Annotated in this window: 22 protein-coding genes; 8 read left to right on the forward strand and 14 right to left on the reverse strand. The window is 63.6% G+C overall.

Translation table 11 applies throughout. From position 1 onward, the window contains the following. Positions 1–157: 157 nt before the first annotated feature. Positions 158–1579, reverse strand: a complete 1422-nt coding sequence (locus tag RG540_RS23310; protein ID WP_041363940.1) for a DHA2 family efflux MFS transporter permease subunit — start codon at positions 1577–1579, stop codon at positions 158–160. Positions 1580–1828: 249 nt separating this feature from the next. On the opposite strand from RG540_RS23310, the gene RG540_RS23315 reads away from it, so the two are divergent. The 4 genes from RG540_RS23315 to RG540_RS23330 all read left to right on the forward strand — a co-directional run bounded on the left by RG540_RS23315 (position 1829) and on the right by RG540_RS23330 (position 6538). Next, a complete protein-coding gene (locus tag RG540_RS23315; protein ID WP_041363942.1) occupies positions 1829–2650 on the forward strand; it encodes an IclR family transcriptional regulator in 822 nt (273 codons plus the stop codon). A gap of 148 nt (positions 2651–2798) precedes the next feature. Further along, positions 2799–3551: a gluconate 2-dehydrogenase subunit 3 family protein gene (locus tag RG540_RS23320; RefSeq protein WP_041363945.1), complete on the forward strand. Its 753-nt coding sequence runs from the start codon at positions 2799–2801 to the stop codon at positions 3549–3551. Between the two features lie 12 nt (positions 3552–3563). After that, complete coding sequence (locus RG540_RS23325) at positions 3564–5330, forward strand: GMC family oxidoreductase (RefSeq protein WP_041363948.1); 1767 nt, start codon at positions 3564–3566, stop codon at positions 5328–5330. After that, on the forward strand, positions 5327–6538 hold the full coding sequence (locus RG540_RS23330; RefSeq protein WP_041363951.1) for a c-type cytochrome: 1212 nt from the start codon (positions 5327–5329) through the stop codon (positions 6536–6538). The genes RG540_RS23325 and RG540_RS23330 overlap by 4 nt, the downstream gene beginning before the upstream one ends. 87 nt (positions 6539–6625) lie before the next feature. On the opposite strand, the gene RG540_RS23335 is transcribed toward RG540_RS23330, so the two are convergent. Further along, positions 6626–6883, reverse strand: a complete 258-nt coding sequence (locus RG540_RS23335; protein WP_041363953.1) for a hypothetical protein — start codon at positions 6881–6883, stop codon at positions 6626–6628. Between the two features lie 121 nt (positions 6884–7004). Between RG540_RS23335 and pepT the strand changes: the two genes are divergently transcribed. The 3 genes from pepT to RG540_RS23350 all read left to right on the forward strand — a co-directional run bounded on the left by pepT (position 7005) and on the right by RG540_RS23350 (position 11421). After that, positions 7005–8240: a peptidase T gene (pepT, locus tag RG540_RS23340; RefSeq protein ID WP_041363956.1), complete on the forward strand. Its 1236-nt coding sequence runs from the start codon at positions 7005–7007 to the stop codon at positions 8238–8240. Positions 8241–8334: 94 nt separating this feature from the next. Then, positions 8335–9702, forward strand: a complete 1368-nt coding sequence (locus RG540_RS23345) for an MFS transporter (RefSeq protein WP_041363958.1) — start codon at positions 8335–8337, stop codon at positions 9700–9702. Positions 9703–9843: 141 nt separating this feature from the next. Beyond that, complete coding sequence (locus RG540_RS23350; RefSeq protein ID WP_041363961.1) at positions 9844–11421, forward strand: ABC-F family ATP-binding cassette domain-containing protein; 1578 nt, start codon at positions 9844–9846, stop codon at positions 11419–11421. A 6-nt stretch (positions 11422–11427) separates the two neighbouring features. On the opposite strand, the gene RG540_RS23355 is transcribed toward RG540_RS23350, so the two are convergent. The 7 genes from RG540_RS23355 to mazE all read right to left on the reverse strand — a co-directional run bounded on the left by RG540_RS23355 (position 11428) and on the right by mazE (position 15028). Continuing rightward, positions 11428–11985, reverse strand: coding sequence for an isochorismatase family protein (locus RG540_RS23355; RefSeq protein WP_041366245.1), 558 nt, complete (start codon positions 11983–11985; stop codon positions 11428–11430). A 223-nt stretch (positions 11986–12208) separates the two neighbouring features. Next, complete coding sequence (locus RG540_RS23360) at positions 12209–12442, reverse strand: hypothetical protein (RefSeq protein WP_041363963.1); 234 nt, start codon at positions 12440–12442, stop codon at positions 12209–12211. Positions 12443–12601: 159 nt separating this feature from the next. After that, entirely contained in the window at positions 12602–13384 is a 783-nt protein-coding gene (locus RG540_RS23365; RefSeq protein WP_041363966.1) for an SDR family oxidoreductase, read from the reverse strand. A 90-nt stretch (positions 13385–13474) separates the two neighbouring features. Continuing rightward, positions 13475–13894 carry an HD domain-containing protein gene (locus RG540_RS23370; RefSeq protein ID WP_041363967.1) on the reverse strand — a complete coding sequence of 140 codons (420 nt, stop codon included), beginning with the start codon at positions 13892–13894 and terminating at the stop codon, positions 13475–13477. Between the two features lie 59 nt (positions 13895–13953). After that, positions 13954–14328, reverse strand: a complete 375-nt coding sequence (locus RG540_RS23375; RefSeq protein WP_041363969.1) for a GFA family protein — start codon at positions 14326–14328, stop codon at positions 13954–13956. Between the two features lie 65 nt (positions 14329–14393). Beyond that, complete coding sequence (mazF, locus tag RG540_RS23380) at positions 14394–14765, reverse strand: type II toxin-antitoxin system toxin MazF (protein ID WP_041363971.1); 372 nt, start codon at positions 14763–14765, stop codon at positions 14394–14396. Beyond that, positions 14765–15028 (reverse strand): type II toxin-antitoxin system antitoxin MazE, encoded by a 264-nt coding sequence (mazE, locus tag RG540_RS23385; protein WP_041363973.1) that lies wholly within the window; start codon positions 15026–15028, stop codon positions 14765–14767. The genes mazF and mazE overlap by 1 nt, the downstream gene beginning before the upstream one ends. A gap of 166 nt (positions 15029–15194) precedes the next feature. Here mazE and RG540_RS23390 point away from each other — a divergent pair, with 166 nt between their 5' ends. Beyond that, the gene (locus RG540_RS23390; RefSeq protein WP_041366246.1) at positions 15195–15698 is read left to right on the forward strand and encodes a hypothetical protein; all 504 of its coding nucleotides are present in this window, start codon (positions 15195–15197) and stop codon (positions 15696–15698) included. 23 nt (positions 15699–15721) lie between these two features. Here the strand turns inward: RG540_RS23390 and RG540_RS23395 are convergent, their stop codons facing one another. Genes RG540_RS23395 through RG540_RS23415 form a run of 5 tightly spaced genes read right to left on the reverse strand, consistent with a single transcriptional unit; the run spans position 15722 to position 23239 of the window. Continuing rightward, the gene (locus tag RG540_RS23395) at positions 15722–17098 is read right to left on the reverse strand and encodes an FAD-binding oxidoreductase (protein WP_041363976.1); all 1377 of its coding nucleotides are present in this window, start codon (positions 17096–17098) and stop codon (positions 15722–15724) included. After that, positions 17095–18750 (reverse strand): thiamine pyrophosphate-requiring protein, encoded by a 1656-nt coding sequence (locus RG540_RS23400; RefSeq protein WP_041363978.1) that lies wholly within the window; start codon positions 18748–18750, stop codon positions 17095–17097. The genes RG540_RS23395 and RG540_RS23400 overlap by 4 nt, the downstream gene beginning before the upstream one ends. 29 nt (positions 18751–18779) lie before the next feature. Beyond that, positions 18780–20012 carry an alpha-hydroxy acid oxidase gene (locus RG540_RS23405; protein ID WP_041363981.1) on the reverse strand — a complete coding sequence of 411 codons (1233 nt, stop codon included), beginning with the start codon at positions 20010–20012 and terminating at the stop codon, positions 18780–18782. Between the two features lie 14 nt (positions 20013–20026). Then, a complete protein-coding gene (locus tag RG540_RS23410) occupies positions 20027–21727 on the reverse strand; it encodes a thiamine pyrophosphate-requiring protein (RefSeq protein WP_041363984.1) in 1701 nt (566 codons plus the stop codon). A gap of 48 nt (positions 21728–21775) precedes the next feature. After that, positions 21776–23239: an NAD-dependent succinate-semialdehyde dehydrogenase gene (locus tag RG540_RS23415; RefSeq protein WP_046599405.1), complete on the reverse strand. Its 1464-nt coding sequence runs from the start codon at positions 23237–23239 to the stop codon at positions 21776–21778. Between the last annotated feature and the right edge of the window lie 128 nt (positions 23240–23367).

Consider the following 23367-nt stretch of genomic DNA (forward strand, 5'->3'; position numbering starts at 1 on the left):
CGTCCGTAGCTGGACTGCCCGGCCGATGGCTCGTTCGCGCGTCTGCTCACGTCGGCTGCAACCGATCACAAAACGGGGTCGCAGCCGCGGAGGGCTCGCCGGCATAAGTCGGCGAGCTTTAACACAAGCCATGTCCGCTTCACGCCGGCGGCCGCCCTTACTCCGCCGCGTCGGCCTGTTCGGCGACGATCGGTTCTTCCTTCATCTTCTTGTTCCGGCCCGAAAGCACGTCGCCGGCCGTCTCGGACAGGCGGAAGAACGAGAAGCATGAAGATGCGGAAATGATCGCGATGATGACGAAGGACATCGCGAAGGCGAAATTGGTGAGCGTCCCGGAGCCGCCGGAAAAATAATGCAAGAGCATGGCCGACATCGCGACGCCGGTACTCTGGGCGATGCGTTGCGCCATCTGCGACAGGGACGTCGCGTGGCTCATCTCGGAATCTTCCGCCTCTGCAAATGTCAGCGTGTTCAGCGATGTGAACTGCAAGGCCCTGAAAAAGCCGCCGAGCAGGATGATGGCGACCATGATGGCCGGTGCCGTGGCGGGCGTGAAAGTGGCCAGCAGCGCCATCGACACGCTGGCGATCAGCGCGTTCCACAAGAGCACGTTACGGAAGCCGAAACGGCGCAGGATACGTCTCGTCATGGTTCGCATGCCGAAGGCGCCGATCGTCGACACGAAGGTGATCGCGCCGGATTGCAGCGGCGTGTAGCGGAAAACCTCCTGCATCAGCAGCGGCAGCATGAACGGCAGGGCGCCCATGCTGATCCTGAACAGCGAACCGCCGGTGACGCTGGAGCGGAATGTCGGATACCGGAAGAGTTTCAGGTCGAGGATCGCGTTCGGCGTGTTGCGCGCATGGCGGATGTAAAGGCCGAGCATCGAGAAGCCGACCACTGCCAGGACCAGCGCACTCGAATTCATGCCGCGGGCGAAGGAATCGAAGCCGAAGATGACCGCGCCGATGCCGGCGCCGGTGAGGACGAAGCCCGGAAAATCGAAGGAGGTGCGTTCGGTTGGCGGGATCTTCTCGATCAGCGCGAGCGTCAGGATGATCGCAACGATGCCGACCGGCAGGTTGATCCAGAAGATCCAGTGCCATGAGCTGACGCCGGTGATGAAGCCGCCGAGCAGCGGCCCGATCGCCGGGCCGACCACCGCCGGCATGCTCATCAGCACCATGGCGGACACCAGTTCCTCGCGCGGTACCGAACGCACCAGGATCAGCCGCGCCGTCGGCAGCATCAGCGCACCGCCGAAACCCTGCAGGGCGCGGGCGGCGATCAGCATGGTGAGGCTGGTCGAAGCGGCGCAGAGCAGCGAGGCGAGGGTGAACAGCGCGATCGCCGAGCAGAACACCCGCCGGGCGCCGAAACGATCGGCAAGCCAGCCGCTCAAGGGCAGGAACACGCCGAGCGACAGCACGTAGACGGTGATCGTCGAATGCAGCGCCAGCGGCGGTTCGCCGAGCGCGTCGGCAATCGTCGGCAGAGCCGTGGCGATCGCCGTCGAATCGATCTGCTGCATGATGAGGGCCGATGCGACGATCAGCGGCACGGTCTTGCGGGTATCCAATTTGGCAGTCTTTCGGTTCAAGCCCTTGTTCGGTAAGCCCGGTTCCTGGCGGGCCACCGAACCGCGCGGCCACCGATGGTGTTTCTGCTTGCTTCAGTCGTCGTCATGTGTTCTTCTATATGGAACGCCGGTCCAAAACAGATTATTCCCTTGGATATCGGGCTGTCAACGGCGCTTTTGTGATTGCCGCGTTGACCGCGCGCGTTGTCCGGATGCGTGCCGGCTGCTTGCACGGGAGCGACAACTGAAATGAAGACCACGAGGGACATGGGCGCGCAGGACGAGGACCAGCAAAAGGGCCGCCTCTCTTCGGTCTCGATGGCGATCCGCATCCTCAAGGCCTTCGAGGGCGACGATGCGGAGATCGGCGTCACCGAACTCGCCCGCCGTCTCGGCATTGCCAAGAGCACCGTCCATCGCCTGGTGGTGACGCTGATGGCCGAAGATTTTCTCGAACAGAATCGCGAGACCGGTCGCTACCGGCTAGGGCTCGAGCTTTTCGGGCTCGGTTCGCTGGTGCGCAACCGCATGGACCTTTCCACCGAAGCGCGCACGCTGTTGATGGACCTGCGCAGCGAGACCGACGAGACGGTGCTGCTCGGCGTGCCGGCCGGGCCGGAGATCATGTATGTCCGCGTCCAGCCTTCCCGGCAGGCGGTGCGCATCAGCGCCGAGATCGGCATGCGCGCGCCTTATCATTCGACGGCGGCCGGCCGCGCAATTCTCGCCTTCCAGCCGGAAAGCCGCATTGCTGCCCTTGTCGGGGCGCCCCTGCCGCTCCGAACCCCGAAAACCGTCACCGATCCCGACAAGCTGCGGAAACTGCTCGGCAATATTCGTCGCCTCGGTTACGCGGTGGAAGACGAGGAGAACGAACTCGGCATGCGCGCCATCGCCGCACCCATCCATGACGCCCAGTCGGACGTGGTCGGCGCCGTCGCGATCGCCGGTCCCGTTCAGCGCCTGGCGCTGAAAAATTTGAACGGTTTTGCCGAAGCGTTGCTCGTCGCGGCACGGGCGATTTCCGCTCGCCTCGGGCATCGCGGCTCGCGCGGAGCCGGCGATTTCTGACGAGCGGCAGCCGTGACGATTTAATGTTCCAGAAGGGTTGCCGCGGATTGGACGCGCTCTAGGTGAATCGTTGAACCGCTCGGTTCGATCTCATCGGCGCACGTCGTTCTGGCGCGTCACCGACCTTTTCTCTCCGGGGAGGTCCTCTATGGAAACCCACTGTCTTAAGCGCCCCACGCGGCGCCAATTCCTTTCTTCCGTTGCTTTTACCATTCTCGCCGGCGGGGCCGCGCCGGTCATGGCGCGCAGCATTTCCGGCAGACTTCCCTGGGAGGCGCGCTCCGCCGATCCGCCGGTACAGGTCAAGCCCGGGGGCTGGCTGTTCTTCACACTCGAAGAGGCGCAGACGATGGAAGCGGTCGCCGATCGGCTGGTGCCCGCGGACGAGCTTTCGCTCGGCGGCAAGGATGCCGGCTGCGTTCTCTATCTCGACCGGCAGCTCGTGGGATCCTATGGCACGTCGAGCCGGCTCTATACCAAGGGCCCGTTCATGCCCGGCCTGCCGACGCAAGGGTACCAGGCACCTGACACGCCGGCTCAGCGGTATCGTACCGGCATTGCCGCGTTCAACGCGTTCACCCGCGAAACCAAGGGCGGCAAGCGCTTCGCCGAGCTCGCCCCTGATGAGCAGGACGCCGTGCTGAAGGATCTCGAAGCCGGAAAGATCACCCTGCCGAACAAGGTGGATGCCAAGTCCTTCTTCAACCTAATGCTCGCCAACGTGATGGAAGGCTTCTTCGCCGACCCGATCTATGGCGGCAACAAGGACATGGCCTCGTGGAAGATGCTGGGCTTTCCCGGCGCGCGATACGACTACCGCGACCACGTTTCCAAACACAACCAACCCTATCCCCTGCCTCCGGTTTCGATCGCAGGCTCGATGGAATGGATGACCAGGTAGGGACTGAAAAATATGACCACTATTCTACCTCGCAAGGACGCCGTGATTGTCGGCCTTGGCTGGACAGGCGCGATCCTCGCCCATGAACTGACCGAGGACGGGCTCGACGTCGTGGCGATCGAACGCGGTCCGTGGCGCGATACGGCCACCGATTTCAACATCGGTTATGCCCAGGACGAGCTTCGTTACGGCATCCGCCGTGACCTCTTCCTGCAGCCGGCCGTCGAAGCGATGACGATGCGCAACAACACCTCGCAGACGGCGCTGCCGATGCGGGACTACGGATCCTTCCTGCCCGGCAACGGGGTGGGCGGTGCCGGCGTTCATTGGAACGGCCATACCTGGCGGTTCTGGGACAGCGACTTCCAGATCGCCGATCACCTGAGGGATCGTTACGGCGCAGCGCGGATCCAGGACCTGCAATTGCAGAACTGGGGCGTGACCGGCGCCGAGATGGAAAAATCCTTCGACCGCTTCGAATATCTCGCCGGCATTTCCGGCAAGGCGGGCAATATCAACGGCCAGATCCAGGAGGGCGGCAATCCGTTCGAGGATCCGCGCTCGCGCGATTATCCGCTGCCGCCGCTGCAGATGACCTATGCGCCGACGCTGTTTGCGCAGGTGACCAAGTCGTTGAACCTGCACCCGTTCCCGACGCCGGCCGCCAACCTTTCCAAGGACTATATCAACCCGCTCGGCATCGCCATGGGCCAATGTACCATGTGCGGTTTCTGCGAGCGGTTCGGCTGCGCCAACTATTCGAAATCCTCGGCGCAGACGACCATTCTGCCGGTGCTAATGAAAAAGAAGAATTTCGAGGTCCGCACGGAGTCGGAAGTCCTGCATGTGGATCTCGACGCCTCGAAGAAACACGCCCGCGGCGTTACCTATGTGAACACCTCGGGCGAAGAGTTCTTCCAGCCGGCCGATATCGTGCTGCTCTGCGCCTATGGTCTCCACAACGTCCGACTGATGATGCTCTCCGGCATCGGCGCGATCTACGATCCGAATACCGGCGAGGGGACCGTCGGGCGGAACTACTGCTACCAGACCAATGCCGGCGCGCAGGTGTTCTTCGACGACAAGAACTTCAATCCGTTCGTCGCCGCCGGCGCGCTCGGCCAGACGGTGGACGACTTTAACGGTGATGCCTTCGACCACGGGCCGCTCGATTTCGTCGGCGGGGCGGGCATCAACTGTATTCCGTCGAATGGCCGGCCGATCCAGACCCGCCCGACCCCGCCCGGCACGCCGCGCTGGGGCAGCGACTGGAAGAAGGCGACCGTCAAATCCTACAAGTCGACGCTCGGCTTTTCCTCGCAAGGATCGAGCTATCCGACCCGCGGCAACTATCTTGATCTCGACCCGACCTATACGGACCGGTTCGGGCGACCCCTGCTGCGCTTCACCTTCGATTTCCCGGACAACGACATCCGCATGTCGAACTGGGTCTCGGACCGGATGGAGGAGATCGCCAAGGCCTTCGGCGGCCGGCAATACACCAATACCCGCCGCAAGAAGGGCTGGGATTCGGTGCCCTACCAGAGCACCCACAATACCGGCGGGGCGATCATGGGCACGGACCCCAAGATCAGCGCCGTCAACAAATACCTGCAGAGCTGGGACGTCGCCAACGTCTTCGTCATCGGCGCTTCCGCCTTCGCCCACAATGCCGGCAAGAACCCGACCGGCACCGTCGGGGCGCTCGCCTATCACGCGGCGGATGCCATCCGCCAGCAATATCTCCGCAACCCCGGCCAACCTCTGGTGTCGGCATGAGCAGGATCGTCTTTTCCCTCGCCCTTGCCGCAACGGCCCTCTCTGCAGGCCTGGCGCTCGCCCAGGCTCCCGACCAGGCGGACGAGATCATCCGCGGTCGTTATCAGGCGATCCTCGGCGATTGCTCCGCCTGTCACACCGCGCCGGGAGCAAAACCGCTCTCCGGCGGGCTGCCGCTCGAAACGCCCTTCGGCCAGATCATTCCGCCGAACATCACGCCCGACAAGGCGACGGGCATCGGCAACTGGACGGAGGCGGATTTCCGCAGCGCATTGAAAACCGGCATCGGCCATGACGGCAAGCGGCTCTACCCCGCCATGCCCTATCCGGCCTATACCAGGATGACCGACAGGGACATCGGCAACCTCTGGTCCTATCTCCGGACCGTCGATCCGGTCTTCAACCCGGTCGAATCCAACCAGCTGCCGTTCCCGTTCAACATCCGGCTGTCGATGATGGGCTGGAACATGCTGAACTTCACGCCGGGCGAATTCCAGCCCGATCCGTCGAAATCGGCGGATTGGAACCGCGGCGCCTATATCGTCCAGGGGCCGGGCCATTGCGGCACCTGCCATTCGCCGAAAACCGCGCTCGGCGCCGACAAGACCAGCGAGGCGTTGCAGGGTGGTTCGCTGCAGGGATGGTATGCACCCAACATCACTGGCAACAGCTATATCGGCATTGGCAGCTGGAGCGAGGACGAGATCGTCCGGTACCTGAAGACCGGCACCAACGGGCATACGCTCGCGTCGGGCCCGATGGCGGAGGCGATCCAGGCCTCGACCTCGCTGATGGCCGACGAGGATGTCAAGGCGATCGCCACTTATCTGAAGAGCACTGAAGGCGGTTCGACGCAGAAACCGCAGCCGATCCCGGCGAGCGATGCGCGCATGAAGGCGGGGGCGGCGATCTATCACGACACCTGTTCCGCCTGCCATGGCGGCGACGGCAAGGGGGCGAGCCAGCTCTTCCCGGCCCTGGCCGGAAGCTCGATCGTCCAGCAGCCAAGCGCGGAGACGCTGACGCGGCTCGTGTTGCAGGGCAGCCAGGCGGTGCATACGCCCGCGGCGAAAACGACACCCGCCATGCCTTCGCTCGGCTGGAAGCTGTCGGATGAGCAGGTCGCCGCCGTGCTCACCTATGTCCGCAACAGCTGGGGCAATGCCGCACCCTCGGTCGGGGCGTCGGATATCGGGGCGCAGAGGTAAGAGGACACGTGTCGCGAGATGACAGCAGGCGCCCACGTGGCGCCTGTTCTTGTCCAAAGCATAGGTTTGTGTGGCGGTTGGCGGGATTCAGTATTTCTCGCGCGTGTCCTGCCCTGCGCGAATTTCCTGGTCGATGATTTCATTCAGAATATCTTCGTCTTCGATTGTCTCATGTCCGACAAAACGTGATATCCAGACGCGATCGTCCTCGAAGACCGTTATCTCAATGCGCTGTCCGACGACCGTCGCTGTGATATCGACAGTATCCGGTTGATACCTCTCGATGAAATAGTGGATGTTCGCATCGTCGAGCCGACGCAATATCTTGAATAATGGCGATGTCATCGCCCTTCCTCCTTTACCCACGGTATCTCGGCAATTTGCTATCTCATTTCACCGCTTCCCGCGACCGCATTGCCTCGCTACAACTCAAATCATTGCTGTTTTCAATTGTGGATCCCAAGCCATGGCCGATAGCGTTACCGATCGTTTCCTCCGTTATGTCGTCTTCGATACCCAGTCGGACGCCAAGTCTCCCTCCCAGCCGTCGACGATGAAGCAGAAGGATCTCGGTCGGCTGCTGGTCGAGGAAATGCTGGCGATCGGCATTACCGACGCGCATCTCGACGAGCATGGCTATATCTACGGGACGATCCCGGCGACGACGTCGAAGAACAACGTGCCGGTCATCTGCTTCTGCGCCCATATGGATACCGCGCCGGATTTCTCCGGCACCAACGTCAAGCCGCAGATCGTCAAAAACTATCAGGGTGGCGACATCCAGCTCACCGGCGACAAAAGCCAGGTGATCCGGGTGTCCGAACATCCGGTGCTGAAAGACCAGATCGGCAACGACATCATCACCTCCGACGGCACCACGCTTTTGGGCGCCGACGACAAGGCGGGCATTGCCGAGATCATGTCGGCCGCCGAATTCTTCATCAACAACCCGGACGTCAGGCACGGCGCGATCCGCATCCTCTTCACCACCGACGAGGAGATCGGCCGCGGTGTCGACAAGGTGGACCTTGCAAAGCTCGGCGCAGATTTCGGCTATACCCTGGACGGCGAGACGGCCGGCACGATCGAGGACGAGACGTTTTCGGCCGATGCAGTGGAGATCGCCATCAAGGGCGTCGCCATGCATCCGGGCTTCGCCTATGGCAAGATGGAAAACGCCATCAAGATCGCCGGCGGCATCGTCGCCAGATTGCCGAAGGAGATGACGCCCGAGACCACCAAGGGCCGCGACGGCTTCATCCACCCGACCGGCATGACCGGCGTGATGGAAAAGGCGAACCTCTCCTTCATCATCCGCGATTTCACCGAAGAGGGCCTGAAGACCAAGGAGACGCTGCTCGAGGAGATCACCAGGCAGGTGATCGCCGACTATCCGGGCTCGACCTACACCTTCACCGTCAAGGAACAGTATCGCAACATGAAGGTGGTGCTCGACCAGCATCCGGGCATCGTCGATTATGCCGTCGAGGCGATCAGCCGGGCCGGCATGACCCCGGTGCGCGGCAGCATCCGCGGCGGCACGGACGGTTCGCGCCTCTCCTTCATGGGCCTGCCCTGCGCCAACCTCTTCGCCGGCGGCCACGCCTTCCACTCGCCCCTGGAATTCGTCAGCAGCCAGGACATGGAACTGGCGGTGAAAACGGTGGTGGAGCTTGCCAAACTGTGGGAGGAGCGGGCCTGAGGAACCGCTGAAACACGGCACGGCACTATTGTCCTCGACGGATGGAAGACCATTTTCCGCCAGACTGGTGTAATCAAGTCGGCGTGGAACTCCCATGGATCGCCCCTCGAAAACATCGCAAGCGCGAGCCCGGCAGCCCCACGCTGCGCTCGCGACACTTTGCCTTGCCGTGATCACGGCGCAATTGGATACGTCTGTCGTCAATCTCGCCCTGGATCCGATCGGCAAAGATCTGGATGCCACGGTGTCTCAACTGCAATGGGTAGTCGACGCCTATAATCTGGTCTACGCGGTCCTGCTGCTGACCGGCGGGCTGCTGGCCGATCTCGCTGGCCGCCGCAGGATCCTGATCTCCGGCGCCTTGGTATTCGGCATCGCCAGTATAGGATGCGCGATCGCTCCCACGGCTCCGGTATTGATCGCCGCACGCGCACTGACGGGCGTCGGCGCCGCCCTCTTGCTTCCCGCCTCGCTTTCGATCATTCGGGTGATCTATCCAGATCAGCAGGCCAGACAGCGGGCGCTCGGCATATGGGCCGGGTGCAATGGACTGGCGCTCGCCATCGGACCGACGCTCGGCGGGCTGCTGATCCATGCCTTCGGTTGGCGTTCCGTCTTTTATGTCGTCGTACCGTTTTCGCTTGTCGGCGCTGTCAGTGCGCGCGCGACGATCGAGGAAAGCGCCGATCCGGCAGGTCGATCTTTCGACATCACCGGCCAGGTGCTGGCGATCCTGTCGCTGGCGGCGGTGACACTCGCCGCGATCGAATCGCCGCATTCCACCATTTCGCTCACCGCTGCTTTCGGGGTTACGGGTTTCGTGTTGTTTGGCCTGTTTCTCGCGGTCGAGCATAGGCAAGGGCAGGCGGCGCTCGTGCCGCTGACAATGTTCCGTTCGAGATCCTTTGCCGGCGCCATGGCAGGCACGACGGCCATGACTTTCGGCATGTACGGGACGCTGTTTCTGTTTCCACTCGCGACGCAATCGCTCGGTCGGCTCGATGCTACCTCGACCGGACTGGCGCTACTGCCCATGGCGCTGAGCTTCGTGCTGGTCTCGCCCTTTTCAGACGCCGTGGTGCAGCGTTTCGGACAGCGCATGACGATTGCTCTCGGATTGGGAACGATTGGAATCGGCAATGGCATCCTGAGTGTTGCCTTCTTGCTCGACCTCTTCATGATGAGTGAAATCGGGTTGTTGCTGACCGGGATCGGCATGGGACTTGCGACCGGGCCGCTGACCGCAGTCGCCGTGTCGGCGGTCGGGAGCAATCGCGGCGGAACGGCGGGTGCCCTCATCAACGTCGCGCGCATGGTGGGTGCGACGATCGGCGTTGCGGCACTCGGGGCGATCTTTGCGGCGGTGGCCGGCGCGGAAAACGGCTTTTTCGCCGCGATGATCGTTGGCGCGCTTGTGCAGGTGATGGGCGCTGCCGTGGCACTGTCGACGATCGGCCGATGATCGATGAGCCGGGATTGCCAGTCTTGAACGCGCCGCATTTTCCGCCTAGAAAACCGCCATCTGCAGCACCAACAGGACGGTGACCCATGGACCTCAGCCGAAACGCAACGCCGCTTTGCCTTGCCATTCGGGGAACCGTCCATGCCTTCCATTACGCTTGCCAATCTTTCGTGGTCCACGCCTGATGGCCGGCCGCTTTTTTCCAATCTGAACCTCAGCTTCGGGCCTGAACGCGCCGGCCTTGTCGGGCGCAACGGCGTCGGCAAGACGACGCTTTTGAAGCTGATCGCCGGCGAGTTGACGCCCGCATCCGGCACGGTCTCGATCTCCGGCAGCCTCGGCGTGTTGCGCCAGAGCGTGCAGGTCGCGCCCGGTGATACGATCGCCGACCTTTTTGGCACGCGCGAGGCGCTGGCCGTTCTTGCCCGCGCGGAGGCGGGCGAGGCCTCTGCCGATGAACTGGCCAATGCCGACTGGATGCTGGAGGCGCGCATGGCGGAAGCGCTGGCGCGGGCAGGCCTCGACGCGGATGTGCACACGCCGCTCGAAACGCTGTCGGGCGGCCAGCGCACCCGCGCGGGGCTGGCCGCGCTGATCTTTGCCAAGCCGGATTTCCTGATCCTCGACGAGCCCACCAACAATCTCGACCGCGACGGCCGCCAGGCGGTGATCGACCTGCCCGCCGGCTGGCGGGGTGGGGCGATCATCGTCAGCCACGACCGCGAACTGCTCGAAACCGTCGATGCGATCGTCGAGCTGACCTCGCTCGGTGCCACCCGTTATGGCGGCAACTGGAGCCGCTACCTTGAGCGCAAGGCGCTGGAACTGGCCGCCGCCGAGCACGATCTCACTGATGCACAAAAGCGGGTGACGGAGGTCAACCGCACGGCGCAGGAAACCAGTGAGCGCAAGGCGCGCAAGGACAGCGTTGGCAAGAAGAAGGCCGCGTGGGGCGGCATGCCGCGCATCGTCGCTGGCGGCATGAAGCGGCGGGCGGAAAACACCAGCGGTGACAATGCCCGGCTTGCCGAGCGGCTGCGGACCCAGGCGGCCGAAGACATCTCCGCCGCGCGTGAAAAGATCGAGATCCTGCAGCCGCTCTCCGTGACGCTGCCGCCGACCGGCCTGCCGGCGAGCCGGGCCGTGCTCCGCATCGACAACGTCACCGCCGGTTACGAGGTTGGAAAACCGGTCCTGCGCGATCTTTCCTTCGAGATTACCGGTCCGGAACGGACCGCCGTCACCGGTCCGAACGGCTCGGGAAAAACGACGCTGCTGTCGCTGATTTCCGGCAGCCTGTTGCCCTTCTCGGGCACGGTGCGGGTGCCCGTCAGATCGGCGATGCTCGACCAGCGGGTAAGCCTGCTCGATCCCGCGCTCTCGATCCGCGACAATTTCCGGCGGCTCAATCCGCAGGCGGACGAAAATGCCGGCCGTGCGGCGCTCGCCCGCTTCATGTTCCGCGCCGATGCCGCGCTGCAGGTGGTCGGCACGCTGTCGGGCGGGCAGATGCTGCGGGCGGGGCTTGCCTGCGTGCTCGGCGGGCTGGCGCCGCCGTCGCTGCTCATCCTCGACGAGCCGACCAACCATCTGGATATCGATTCCATCGCGGCGGTCGAGGCCGGATTGCGCGCCTATGACGGCGCGCTGCTGGTGGTGAGCCACGACGAGGTATTTCTCGAGGCGATCGGCATCACCCGCCGGCTGGCGCTGGGTTAGAGCCGGTCAGGCGGCCGGCGAGCCGGTCAGCGCCTCGGTCGTCACCAGTTTGACGCCGGCCTCGGCAAATTGGGCATTGTAGCGGCGGATGATGGCGGCGGCGCTCTCCTGCGGCTGATCGAGCGTGCTGTGGGCGTCGGCAACCACCGTTACCTTCAGCCCGGCCGCGATCGCCCCCTGCACCGTGCCGGCGACGCAGAAATCCGTCTGGGCGCCGAGGATCACCACCTCGGGCGCACCCTGGTTCTCGATCCATTGGCCGAGTTCCGGATTGCTGAACGAGTCCCGGACGGTCTTCGAGAAGGTCGGCTCGTCGTCCCGCTGGCCGAGCGCCGGCCAGACGGGCCAGCCCGGCTCTCCCGGCGCCAGCGGATCGCCCTCCGGCCCGTCATGGCGCACAAAGGCAATCGCCCGGCCTTCGCGCCGCGCCCAGTCGATCACTTTGCGGGCGCGGTCGGTGAGGAGATCCGCATCATGGAGAGGCGGCTCGACAAGGCCGTCGAACATGTTGGTCTGCAGGTCGATGACGATGACCGGCGCTTTTTCCGCTGGTGTGCTGGACATGGGCTTGCCTCCATTCAGGACAGCGAAATTGCCGGATTCCTGTGCCATTGCAACGGAATTTTACGGTTATCCGCACGATCATCGCAGGCATATTGAGATCTGTCGACCGGGGCGGCGGCCGAGAAAGGCGATCCCAAACCTGCGGTACTCGCCCGATCGGTTTTCCCGAAAGAGAGGGCGCCGGCCCGATCGCCGCCGCCCTCTCCTGTTTGCGATCTGGCGATCAGCGGCAGACGCGGGTGGTCCTGACGACGACCCGGCCGTGGTAGCGGGTCTTCACCTTCTTGACCATGCAGTCGCGATGGCGGGGACGATACGGACGGTAGACTTCGCGGACGGTGTGACGCGGGGCGACCCGCTCATGGGTGGTGATGGTGACACTCGCGGCGTCGGACGGGCCGGCGACCGAGAGAATGGAAGAAATGGCCAGGGCCGATGCGATAAGCAGGTTCTTCATTGGGTGTTTCCTCAATCTTTTGCGCGACATAAACGCGGATTGACGGTCCGGGTTCCACGAAAGGGATTGGGACTGAAGTCCTATGCCCGCCGTTCAACTGGCCGGTTTCCCTATTCCACTGCGCAACTTCGCCGGCTCCTAGCAAACCGGAAAACAATCCTACCTCAGCAGTCCCTGGCCGCCGTCCACGTAGATCGGGGTGCCGGTCACGTGCCGGGAGCGGTCGGAGGCGAGGAAGGCGATGACTTCGGCGACGTCCTCGCTTTTTCCCGGCTTGCCGTCGCTGATCGGAACCTGGCCCTCCGGCCATTCCACCGGGATTGCGGTTTCCTGCTCGTGGCGGAGCCTGGTATTGTCGTGGATATTGGTCTCGATTTCGCCGGGGCAGACGGCGTTGACGCGGATGTGGTGTTTGCCGAGTTCCAGCGCCAGCTGCTGCACCATCGCCACCTGGGCGGCCTTGGTTGCGGTATAGGCGGTGGCGCCGGGTGTCGTGAAGGTGCGGTTGCCGTTGATCGACGAGACGACGATGATCGAGCCGGCACCCTGCGCCTTCAGATGCGGCACGGTAAGGTGAAGCGTCAGATAGGTGCCGCGCAGGTTGACGGCGATCGTCCTGTCGAATTCTTCCGGCTTCAGGTCGTCGATCGGCGCCCAAACGCCGTTGATGCCGGCATTGGCGACGACGATGTCGAGCCGCCCGAATTTTTCCGCAAGCCGGCCGATCGCCGCGCGCATCCGGTTTTCGTCGGAGACGTCGGCTTCCAGCACCAGGGCCTCTCCGCCGGCCTTCTCTATCTCGTGGGCAGTCTTTTCGATCTCGGTTCTCGTATGGCCGAGCAGCCCGACCTTTGCGCCTTCGGCCGCGAGTTTCATCGCCGCCGCCTTGCCGATGCCCGAGCCTGACCCCGTTACCAGAGCCACCTGGTTCTTAAGTTCCATGAGTTCATCCTGTCGCTGGATCGCGGCTTCTGCCACGCGAAAACGAACGGCAAGGGATGGCGCAAGGTTCCGCCTGTCAGGTTGGATATCTCAGGATGGATATCGCTCGTCGAGGATACGCAGGCCTTCGGCGAATTTCGAACCGTCGCCGCCCATCTGGCGCATCTGGGCAAGATTGTCGGTGAGGTCGGCGCGCTTGACCGGTCGGGCGAGCGGGTTTTCGATCGAGCGGCGGACGAAGGCGAAATATTCCTCGCCGTCGCGCTTGCTCATCGCGTCGACGGCATTGACGACCGCTTTGGAAAAGCCTTCTTCGCGCAGTCGCTCGAACGTCCAGCCGGCCCCTTTTTCGACCACGTCATGCAGCCAGGCGACCTGTTTTTCATCCTCGCCGGCGACGTTTTCGGCGACGCGCCGGACATGGTCGATGAACGGACCGCCGGTTTTCGACGACTGTCCTTGATGCGCCTCGGTCGCGATGACAATTGCCTTGTCGATCAGTTCCGACATCTGTCTGTCTCCCGTCCGCTCGGCGGCACTTTATAGTGTCCGCGCCTGACGACAATGCGTCAATTGCGATCTTCTTCGAACTGAGGGACGGCAAGCGGGCTCAGCCAGTTCTCCCGCCGCTTCACCCATATTTCGTAGACCGGTTCCAAGTCGGTCGGCGCCATGTCGAGCGATCCGACCCGGATCTCGATCTCGTCGCCGTCGCTCTCGTTGAAGACGCGTGAGCCGCATTCGGGGCAGAAACCGCGGCCATGGAAATACTTGACCTCGCCTGTGCTTTCAAAGCCATGCCGCGGCCAGATGCCGAACGTGACGAAGCTCGAGCCGCTTTCCTTGCGGCAATCGGCGCAATGGCAAAGCCCGATCCTGACCGGCGCATCCTTCACCGAATACCGCACGTTGCCGCAAAGGCAGCTTCCAGACCGGATGATCATCCTTTGTCCTCCTTCTTCCTCGCCCGGAAAACGCAGTTAGGGCAGGGGAGGATGAAGGGAAGAGATCAGGCGGGTTCAGGTGCAGGGTCGATGGCGCTGACCACGCGCGAGACGATTTCATTCATGGTCGCCTCGTCCAGCGTCTCGATATATTGCGCGGTTTTCTGCTGGATGCGGGCGGGAATGTCGAAGCTGCGGACCTGGTTGCAAACGGCGACACCGGTCGTGTCGTGCCCGGAAATCGCCACCGCAAGACCGACATCGCGGATAAAAGCCCCACCGGTGGTGATGGGCACCGTCATGCTGACTCCCAGCCTGTTGATCTCGATCGGCGTGATGACGACGAAACGATGCCGGTTCTTCATTTCCCGGCCGGCGACCGGGTTTGGGTCGATCCAGTAGACATCGCCGCGCCTCGGCACGTTGCTGTGGATCATCAGATCTCGTGCCCTATCGGATCGCCTTCCTGCGCATCGGCGACCGCGGCATTCAGCATCGCCATGGCATCGCTTCCCTTCAGCAATTCGCTAAGGGTATAGCGCTTGCGGCCGCTCTCGACGGGACGGGCGATCAATTCACCGTTGGCGACGTCGAGTGTGAGTTGATCGCCGACTTCGGTATGCATCAGCTTCAACAGGGCCGGCGGGATGGTAATCACCGCAGCACCGCCTTGGCGTCGGATTTTGGTGGTGACCGGCATGGCTCGCTCCTGAAAGTGCTACATATGTAGCATGTTCGCGCGTGGCAGCAAGGTTGATTTGCGGTTTGACGCGCGTCATTGAGCCGGTCGATGGCGACTTGGGGTGCCGGATGGAACGGAATGGCTCAACCGGCGTTCGATGCGAGCGTTCAGATGGATCGTCGCCATGCGCTCATTTCTCGCCGCTGCCGCGTTTATCGCCTTCGCTTCTTCGCCAGGCTTCGTTTTGGCCGCCGAAAGCGATTTCCTGAAAACACTTGCCGGCAACTGGAGCGGCAAGGGCACGGTTCTGACCCGGATCGGGGCAACGCCCATCAATGTCACCTGCAGCTTCACCTCCACGGCCGGGGCAACCACCCTGTCGATGCAGGGAACCTGCCGCGGCCTTTTGGTCATCCGGCGCAGCATATCGGCCGATCTCCAGGCTTCGGATCGCGGCTATAGCGGTACCTATCTCGGCCCCTCCGGCCAGCCTTCGATGCTTTCCGGCAACCGCCGCGGCAATGCGATCAATCTCGGCGTCCGCTGGGCGAGGGTGATCAACGGGGATCGCGTCGCCAATATGACGATCGAGAAGATCGGCAATGACCGCCTCCGGCTTCAAACGGTCGACAAGGATCTTTCGAGCGGCAAATCGGTGGTGACCAGCCGCATCGATCTCAGCCGATAATCATCCGAGGTCGGCGGATTCGTTTATTCCACCTGGCCGAGCTTGCCGGGGTTCATGATGCCCTTCGGGTCGATCGCCGCCTTGATGGCGTTCATCATGTCGACGGCGTCGCCATGTTCGCGGCGGAGATATTTCAGCTTCGAGATGCCGATGCCGTGTTCGCCGCTGAACGTGCCGCCCATGTCCATGGCGCGCTGGTAGAGCCGTTCGGCAAGGCGCTCGGCCTCGGCCAGTTCTTCGGGGATTTCCGGCTTGATCAGGTAACCGACATGGAAATTGCCGTCGCCCACATGGCCGATGATCTTGCCCGTCACGAAGGAATTGTCGATGTCCTCGCGGGCGGCGAGCACCGCTTCGGCGAGCCGCGAGATCGGCACGCAGACGTCCGTCGTAAACGCCTTGCAACCGGGGCGCAGCGTCTGGTTGGAATAGATCGTCTCGTGACGCGCCTTCCACAGCCGCTCGCGGTCCTCGGTGCGGGTCGACCATTCGAAGTCCGAGCCGCCGAACTCGTTGGCGATCTCGCGCACGGTGTTCGATTGCTCTTCCACCCAGCGCGGACTGCCATGGAATTCCAGGAACAGGGTCGGCGCCAGCTTCAGCGTCAGGCCGGCATGCCGGTTGGCGGCTTCGACCGCCACTTCGTCGAGGAATTCGATGCGCGCGACCGGGATGCCGCTCTGGATGGTGGCAACGACGGTTTCGACCGCGCCGCGCATGGTCTCGAAGGCGCAGACGGCAGACGCGATCGTTTCCGGGATCGGGTGCAGCCTGACGGTGACCTCGGTGATGACGCCGAGCGTGCCTTCGGCGCCGACATAAAGCTTGGTCAGGTCGTAGCCGGTGGAAGACTTCTTCGTCCGCCGGCCGGTGGTGATGATCTTGCCCTGCGGCGTGACGACGCGCAGCGCCAGCACGTTTTCGCGCATCGTGCCGTAGCGCACCGCCGTGGTGCCGGAGGCGCGCGTCGAGGCCATGCCGCCGAGCGAGGCGTCGGCGCCGGGGTCGATGGGGAAAAACAGGCCGGTATCGCGGATATGGGCGTTGAGCTGTTTGCGGGTGACGCCCGCCTCGACCTGCACGTCGAAATCCTCGTGGTTGACCTGGACTATTCTGTTCATGCGGGTGAGATCGAGCGAGATCCCGCCCTTCAGCGGGATCGTGTGACCCTCCATCGAGGAGCCTGCCGCAAACGGGGTTACCGGTATGCCCGCCTCGAAACAGGCCGAGACGACGCGCGCCACCTCGTCCTCGTTTTCGGCATAGACCACTGCGTCCGGCAGCCTTGTGGGCTGGCGGGACATGTCGTGGCCGTGATGTTCGCGCACCGCTTCGGTGGTCGAAAGCCGGTCGCCGAAATGGAGCTTCAGGGCGTCGAGGGTGGATTGCAGAGAGGTCATTTCTTCTCACCCGTCAGCATGCGGTGGTAGCGCGAGCGGGCGATTTCCTGCGTTGTGATGAATTCGAGGAGGACCGGCACGCCCTTTTGCGTCTGCTCGATGCCGCGCTTGATCGCCGGGATGATTTCGGCCGGGTCGGTGACCCGTTCGCCGTAACCGCCCAGCGCGCGGGCAAAGGCGGCGTAATCGCCGGAAATGTCGGTCGAGCGGTATTTTTCCGTCGACACCTTCATGATCGGCAGTTCCATCGCCATCGAGAAATTGTTGAGCAGGATCGACAGGATCGGCAGGCGCTCGCGCACCGCGGTTTCGAAATCCATGCCGGTAAAGCCGATCGCCGCATCGCCCCAGACGTTGATGCAGAGCTTGTCCGGATGCATCAGCTTGGCGCCCATGGCAAGGCCCAGGCCATACCCGAGCTGGGTCGTCTTGCCCCAGCCGATATAGGTGAGCGGCTTTACCGACTTCCAGAACGGCGAAAGCTGGTCGCGCGGACTGCCGGCGTCATGGGTGATGATGGTATTTTCGATATCGACCGTGTGCTGCAGATCCCAGAGCACGCGGTAGGGCGACAGCGGTTTGCTGTCGGAGGTGAGCTTCGGCATCCATTCCGCCAGCCACTCGGCTTGGACCTTGGCAATTTCGGCGGCGATGTCGGTATGGTCGCGCGGAGAAACCTTGCGGGCTTCGAGCTCGGCAAGCACCGCGTCGAGCGTCAGCGCCGCATCGCCGACAAGCGCCACCTTGGCCTCGATATCCTTGTTGACGTGGTCGGGATCGAGCGTCGCGTGGATGACTGTCTTGTCGAGCGGCATCTGCACGCCGAAGGCGGTCTCGGTGAACGAGCAGCCGATGCCGAAGATCAGGTCGGAACTGTCGAGGAAATGGCGCAGCGTCTTGGAAATTGCCGCCCCGCCGGCGCCGACCGACAGCGGATGGGTTTCCGGAAACGCGCTCTTGCCTTCAAGGCTGGTCGAAACCGGGATCGCCAGCAGTTCGGCGAGCTGTTTCAGCTGCGGCCAGGCCTGCGCGTAATGGACGCCCTGGCCGGCATAGAGGATCGGCCGCTTGGCGGCGAGCAGCAGGTCGACGGCGTCGCGCACGGCGATCGGGTCCGGCCCGTAGCGGGTGGAAAGAACCGGCCGATAGTTCAGCGGCTCCGGCACCTCGTCCTGCCACATGTCGTTCGGGATCTCGACCAGAACCGGGCCGCCGCGGCCATTGCGCAATTTGGAGAAAGCGCGTCGAAAAATATTCGGGATCTCGGCAGCCGAGGTGATCGGCTCGGCGGACTTGGTGATGTCGCGCATCGAGCGGGTGGCATTGTAGTTCGGATCGACATGCGCGACGCGGCGCTCATAGCCCATTGGCAGCACGAGGATCGGCACGGATTCCGAATAGGCCTGGGCGATGCCGCCATAGGCATTCTCCGTGCCCGGCCCGAGCTGCATGGCGAAGACGCCGATCGTCTTGCCGGACGAGAGGCGCGACATGGCGTCGGCCATATGCAGGCCGTGGCGCTCCTGGCGCACGATGATCGGGCGGATATCGCCCATGGCCGCGTGTTCGAGAACGTGGTTCACGGGGTAACCGCAGATGACCTCGATCCCCTCGCGCTTCAGAATTTCCACGATGGCGTCGGCAACTTTCATGGGTTTCTCCTCCCCGGAGATGTGGTCGATTAGAGGTGAGGTTCGAAGTCTTGTCGTGTCCAGGCGCCGGGATGACGCACGGGCGCGCGGCGGACCTGGTCCGTATTCAGCAGCCCGCTCTGGCCGAGCGTGATGCGATATTCCTCGATGAAGGCCTGCGCCATATGGGCGGCGCCATGGTCTCCGAGTGCGGCAAGGCCGAGCATGAAGGCGCGGCCGGCAAACGACGAATGGGCGCCGCAGGCAATTGCGCGCACCATGTCGACGCCGGAGACGACGCCGCTGTCGAACAGCACCGTACCACGGGTGCCCACCGTGCGGGCAATTTCCGGCAGGACGTCGATCGTCGCGGGCGCCGCATCGAACTGGCGGCCACCATGGTTGGAGACGACCACGCCGTTCAGGCCGAGTTCCAGCGCCTTTTCCGCATCCGCCGGGTGCATGACGCCTTTGACCATCATCGGCCCCGGCCATCTGTCGCGCAGGCGGGCGATCTGCTCCCAGGGGAAGCCGCCGCCGATATGTTTTTGCACGAAGGCGGAGGTGGTGACGCGGTCAGGGGCGCCGGCGAAACCGGCCATGTTGGCGAAGGTCGGCATTCCCTTGCGGCGGATCGCGTCCAGCCAGAAGGGGGCCATCGCAGCCGCCATCATCGTCTTCGGCGTCAGCTTGAAGGGCATGGTGAGGCCGTTGCGAAGATCGCGCGGGCGCTTGGCGCGCACGGGCACGTCGAGTGTCGCGACCAGAACCTTGGCACCGGCGACATGGGCGCGATCAGTCATTTCGAGACTGTATTGATGGTTGTTCGGCGCCATCGGGTAGAGCTGGAACCAGGTGACGTCGGGCGCCCATTCCACCACCTTCTCGATCGCCGCGCAGGCAAGCGTGCCGACCAGATAGGGGATGTTGTAGGCCTGGGCGGCCTTGGCGAACTGCTCGGTGGCGCCCGGCCACATCATGCCGTCGAAGCCGATCGGCGAGATGCCGATCGGGGCGGCGTAACGATGGCCGAAAAGCTCCACCGAGGTGTCGACCTTGGATACGTCCATGCCATAACGCGGCACCACTTCTACCGCCTGCAGCGCTGTCCGGTTTCGGTCGAGGCCAGTCTCGTCGCCGGCGCCGCCCTGGAGGAACTCATAGGCGAAACGCGGAATACGCCATTTCGCCCGTTTTTCCAGGTCGCCGACCATCGGATAACGCCGGCGGAGTTCCGCCAGCGTCTCGATCGTCTTCGGGTTGTCAGCTGGTCCTCCTCCCATGACCGCCAATCCCTTTAGTACGAAACCATGACTTCGATCATGGCCTGCTGGCCGCTCTTGGTCGCGGCCAGTGCCCGCTGCAGTGCCGCCGGCAGATCGGCGCCGGTTTCGATGCGCTCGGCATGGGCGCCATGGGCGCGAGCGACGGCGGCATAGTCCGGAGCCGGGTCGAGCGCGGTGATCGGCATGGTGTTGGCGGTCGCCGCGCTGCCGTCCGGATACATGTAGAGCGTCGAGCGGCGCACGGCGTTCCAGATGCCGTTGTTGAAGACGACCGTGAGCAGCGGCAGTTTCAGCGCAGTTGCCGTCTGGTGACAAGCGACAGGGTTGGCGAACATGTAGGAACCGTCGCCGATCGTTGCGATCACCTGGCGGCTGCGGTCGCCGAGCTGGGCGCCGAGCGCTGCGGTCAGGCCGAAGCCGAGACCGCCGGACAGCGGGGTCGAGAAGTAGGATTTCGGATATTTGAAGCTCATCACCGACGGATCGATGCCGAGTTCGTTCACCACAGTCGTCCTGTCGTCCAGAATATCGGAGATGCAGCGGCTGACATAGGCCGGCGTCATCGGCGAACCGTTGCCCATGGCGGCGCGCTTGTCGGCGGCCTCGGCCTGGGCCGCCTTGATCGTCGCCCACTTTTCGCGACGCTCGGAGAAGGTTTCGGATGCCGGCACGCGCTCGGCCATCGCAGCGGCAAGCGCTGCGATCGTCTTGTTGATGCCGCCGGCAAGCGCGATGTCGATTGGAAAACTGCGGATCGGTACGCGGCTATGCTGCGGGTCCGGGCCGATGGCGATGACCCTGGCGCCTTCGGCCATGTCCGTATGGTCCGAAATCCACGGAACCGCGGCATTGATCACGACCACGACGTCGGCGTCCTTCAGGACCTGGGTGGAGTCGCGGCCAATCATCATCGGATGGTCGCTCGGCAGTGCCAGGCGGGTTGCCCACATTTCGATTGTCGGCAGCGCGAACTTTTCGACGAAGCCGGCGAGCGGCTCGAAATCCGGTGCGAGCTCCGGGCTCTGGGTGATGATCAGCGGATTTTTTGCCTTGGCGAGCAGGTCGGCAGCCTGGGCGACCAGGTCCGGATCGGCCGGGCCGTAGGTGGTCGGGGTGACTGTCGAGCGGTGGCTGATCTCGACCTCCGCACCCTCGGCCAGCGCCTCGCGCGGCAGGCTCAGATAGACCGGGCCGCGCGGCTCGCTCATGGCGATGCTCATGGCGCGGTCGATGACGATGCCCGCCTGTTCCGGGTAGCGCAGCTCGTAATCCCACTTGACCACTTCGCGGACCATGCCGCCCTGGTCGAACATTTCCTGGCCCCAGTGGATCGGCGAGGAACGCGAGCCGAAACGGCCGTGTTCGGTGATCGGCGTGCGGCCGGAGAACATCATCACCGGCACATTTTCCGACCGGGCGTTGATCAGGCCCATGACCGAGTTGGCAAGCCCGACATTGACGTGGACGATGACCCCGGCGGGTTTTGAGGTCATCAGGTAATAGCCGTGCGCCATGCCGACCGCGACACCCTCATGCGGGATGACCAGAGCTTCCGGCATTTTCAGGCCGGTTTCGGACTGGCGGGCAAACGCCTCGATGATCGACGGGAAGTCGGTGCCACCATTGGCGAACAGGACATCGATGCCTGCGGCCTTCATGTGGGTCAGCACAGCTTCGGCGGCGAACGTGCCGGTGGGTTTTTCGTGTTTCATGCTGCAATCCTCTTGGAAACTTTTAAGAACCCGCCAGAAATTCGTCCGTCAGGTGATGCTGACCGTCTTGGTGACCATATAGGCGTCGACGCCCTCGATCCCGACTTCGGACCCGTGGCCGCTCGCTTTCACCCCGCCGAACGGCGTTTCCGGCATGGAGATGTTGAAGGAATTGATGCCGACCATGCCCGCTTCCAGCGCGTCGGAAAGTTTTGCGATGGTCTTGTGCGAATTGGAGAAGGCATAGGCCGCAAGGCCGTAGGGCAGTTCGTTCGCCTTGGTGACCGCATCGTCGAAATCTGAGAAGCGATTGAGCACGGCGACCGGGCCGAACGGCTCCTCGCTCATGATCCGCGCATCGCTCGGCACGTCGGCGAGAACGGTCGGGGCATAGAAAAAGCCTTCGTTGTAAACTCGATGGCCGCCGGCGAGCAGCTTGGCGCCCTTGGAGGTGGCGTCCTGCACCAGCGCCTCGATCGCATCGCGGCGGCGGCCGTGGACCAGCGGTCCCATGCCGGTCGCCGGATCGAGGCCGTCGCCGAGTTTGATCTTGGAAGCGCGCTCGGCAAAACCGGCGCAGAAGGCGTCGTACGACTTGTCCTGCACGTAGAAGCGGGTCGGCGAGACGCAGACCTGGCCGCCATTGCGGTATTTGCGCTGCACCGACATGTCGAGCGCTGCGGTCTGGTCGGCATCGTCGAAGACGAGCACCGGCGCATGGCCGCCGAGCTCCATCGTGGTGCGCTTCAAGGTTTCCGAGGCAAGCCGGATGAGGTGCTGACCGACGGCGACCGAGCCGGTAAACGAGATCTTGCGGATGATCGGCGAGGCGAGCAGGTGGCGCGAGATGAAATCCGGCACGCCGTAGACGACGGCGATGACGCCCGCCGGAACGCCTGCATCCAAAAGGCATTGGGCGACGGCCGCGGCAGACGCCGGGGCCTCTTCGCCGGGTTTGTAGATCATCGTGCAACCGGCGGCGAGCGCCGAGCCCATCTTGCGGGCGGCATTGCCGACCGGGAAGTTCCACGCCGAAAAACCGGCGGTCGGGCCGACCGGTTCCTTGACCACCTGGAAGCGGGTTTCGCCGATCCGGCCGGGAATGACGCGGCCATAGGTGCGGCGGCCTTCCTCGGCGAACCACTCCATTTCTTCCGTGGCGAAATGGGTCTCCAGCCGCGCTTCGGCGATCGGCTTGCCCATTTCGAGCGTCGCGAGTCTGGCGATCTCTTCCTGCCGGTCGTGCATCAACTGGGCTGCGCGCTTCAGGATGCGGCCACGCTCGCGCGGGCTCGTCGCACGCCATAGCGGAAAGGCTCGGCTTGCGGCTTCGAGCGCCCGGTCGAGATCCTGCGCCGTCGCATGCGGCACCACGCCGATCGCTTTTTCAGTGGCCGGGTTGATCAGCGGCTGCGTCTTGCGGTCGCCATTCTCCAGCCAGATACCGTCGATCAGGAGACGCGCGGACTGGTAACCGTCGGACGAGTGGGCTGGATTGGTCGCGATGTTCATGGTCGTCTCCTCCGTTTTCATCAGACGAGTGCGTCTGGCATTCGTCGATTTCGGGCTTTTCTCGAACCCGGCTTCCTCGTCCACTTCAAGGGGATAAAGCAGGGAGCCTGATATTGTCAATTCCGACG

Origin of the sequence: Neorhizobium galegae bv. orientalis str. HAMBI 540 (genome assembly GCF_000731315.1) — a bacterium.
GTDB lineage: Bacteria > Pseudomonadota > Alphaproteobacteria > Rhizobiales > Rhizobiaceae > Neorhizobium > Neorhizobium galegae.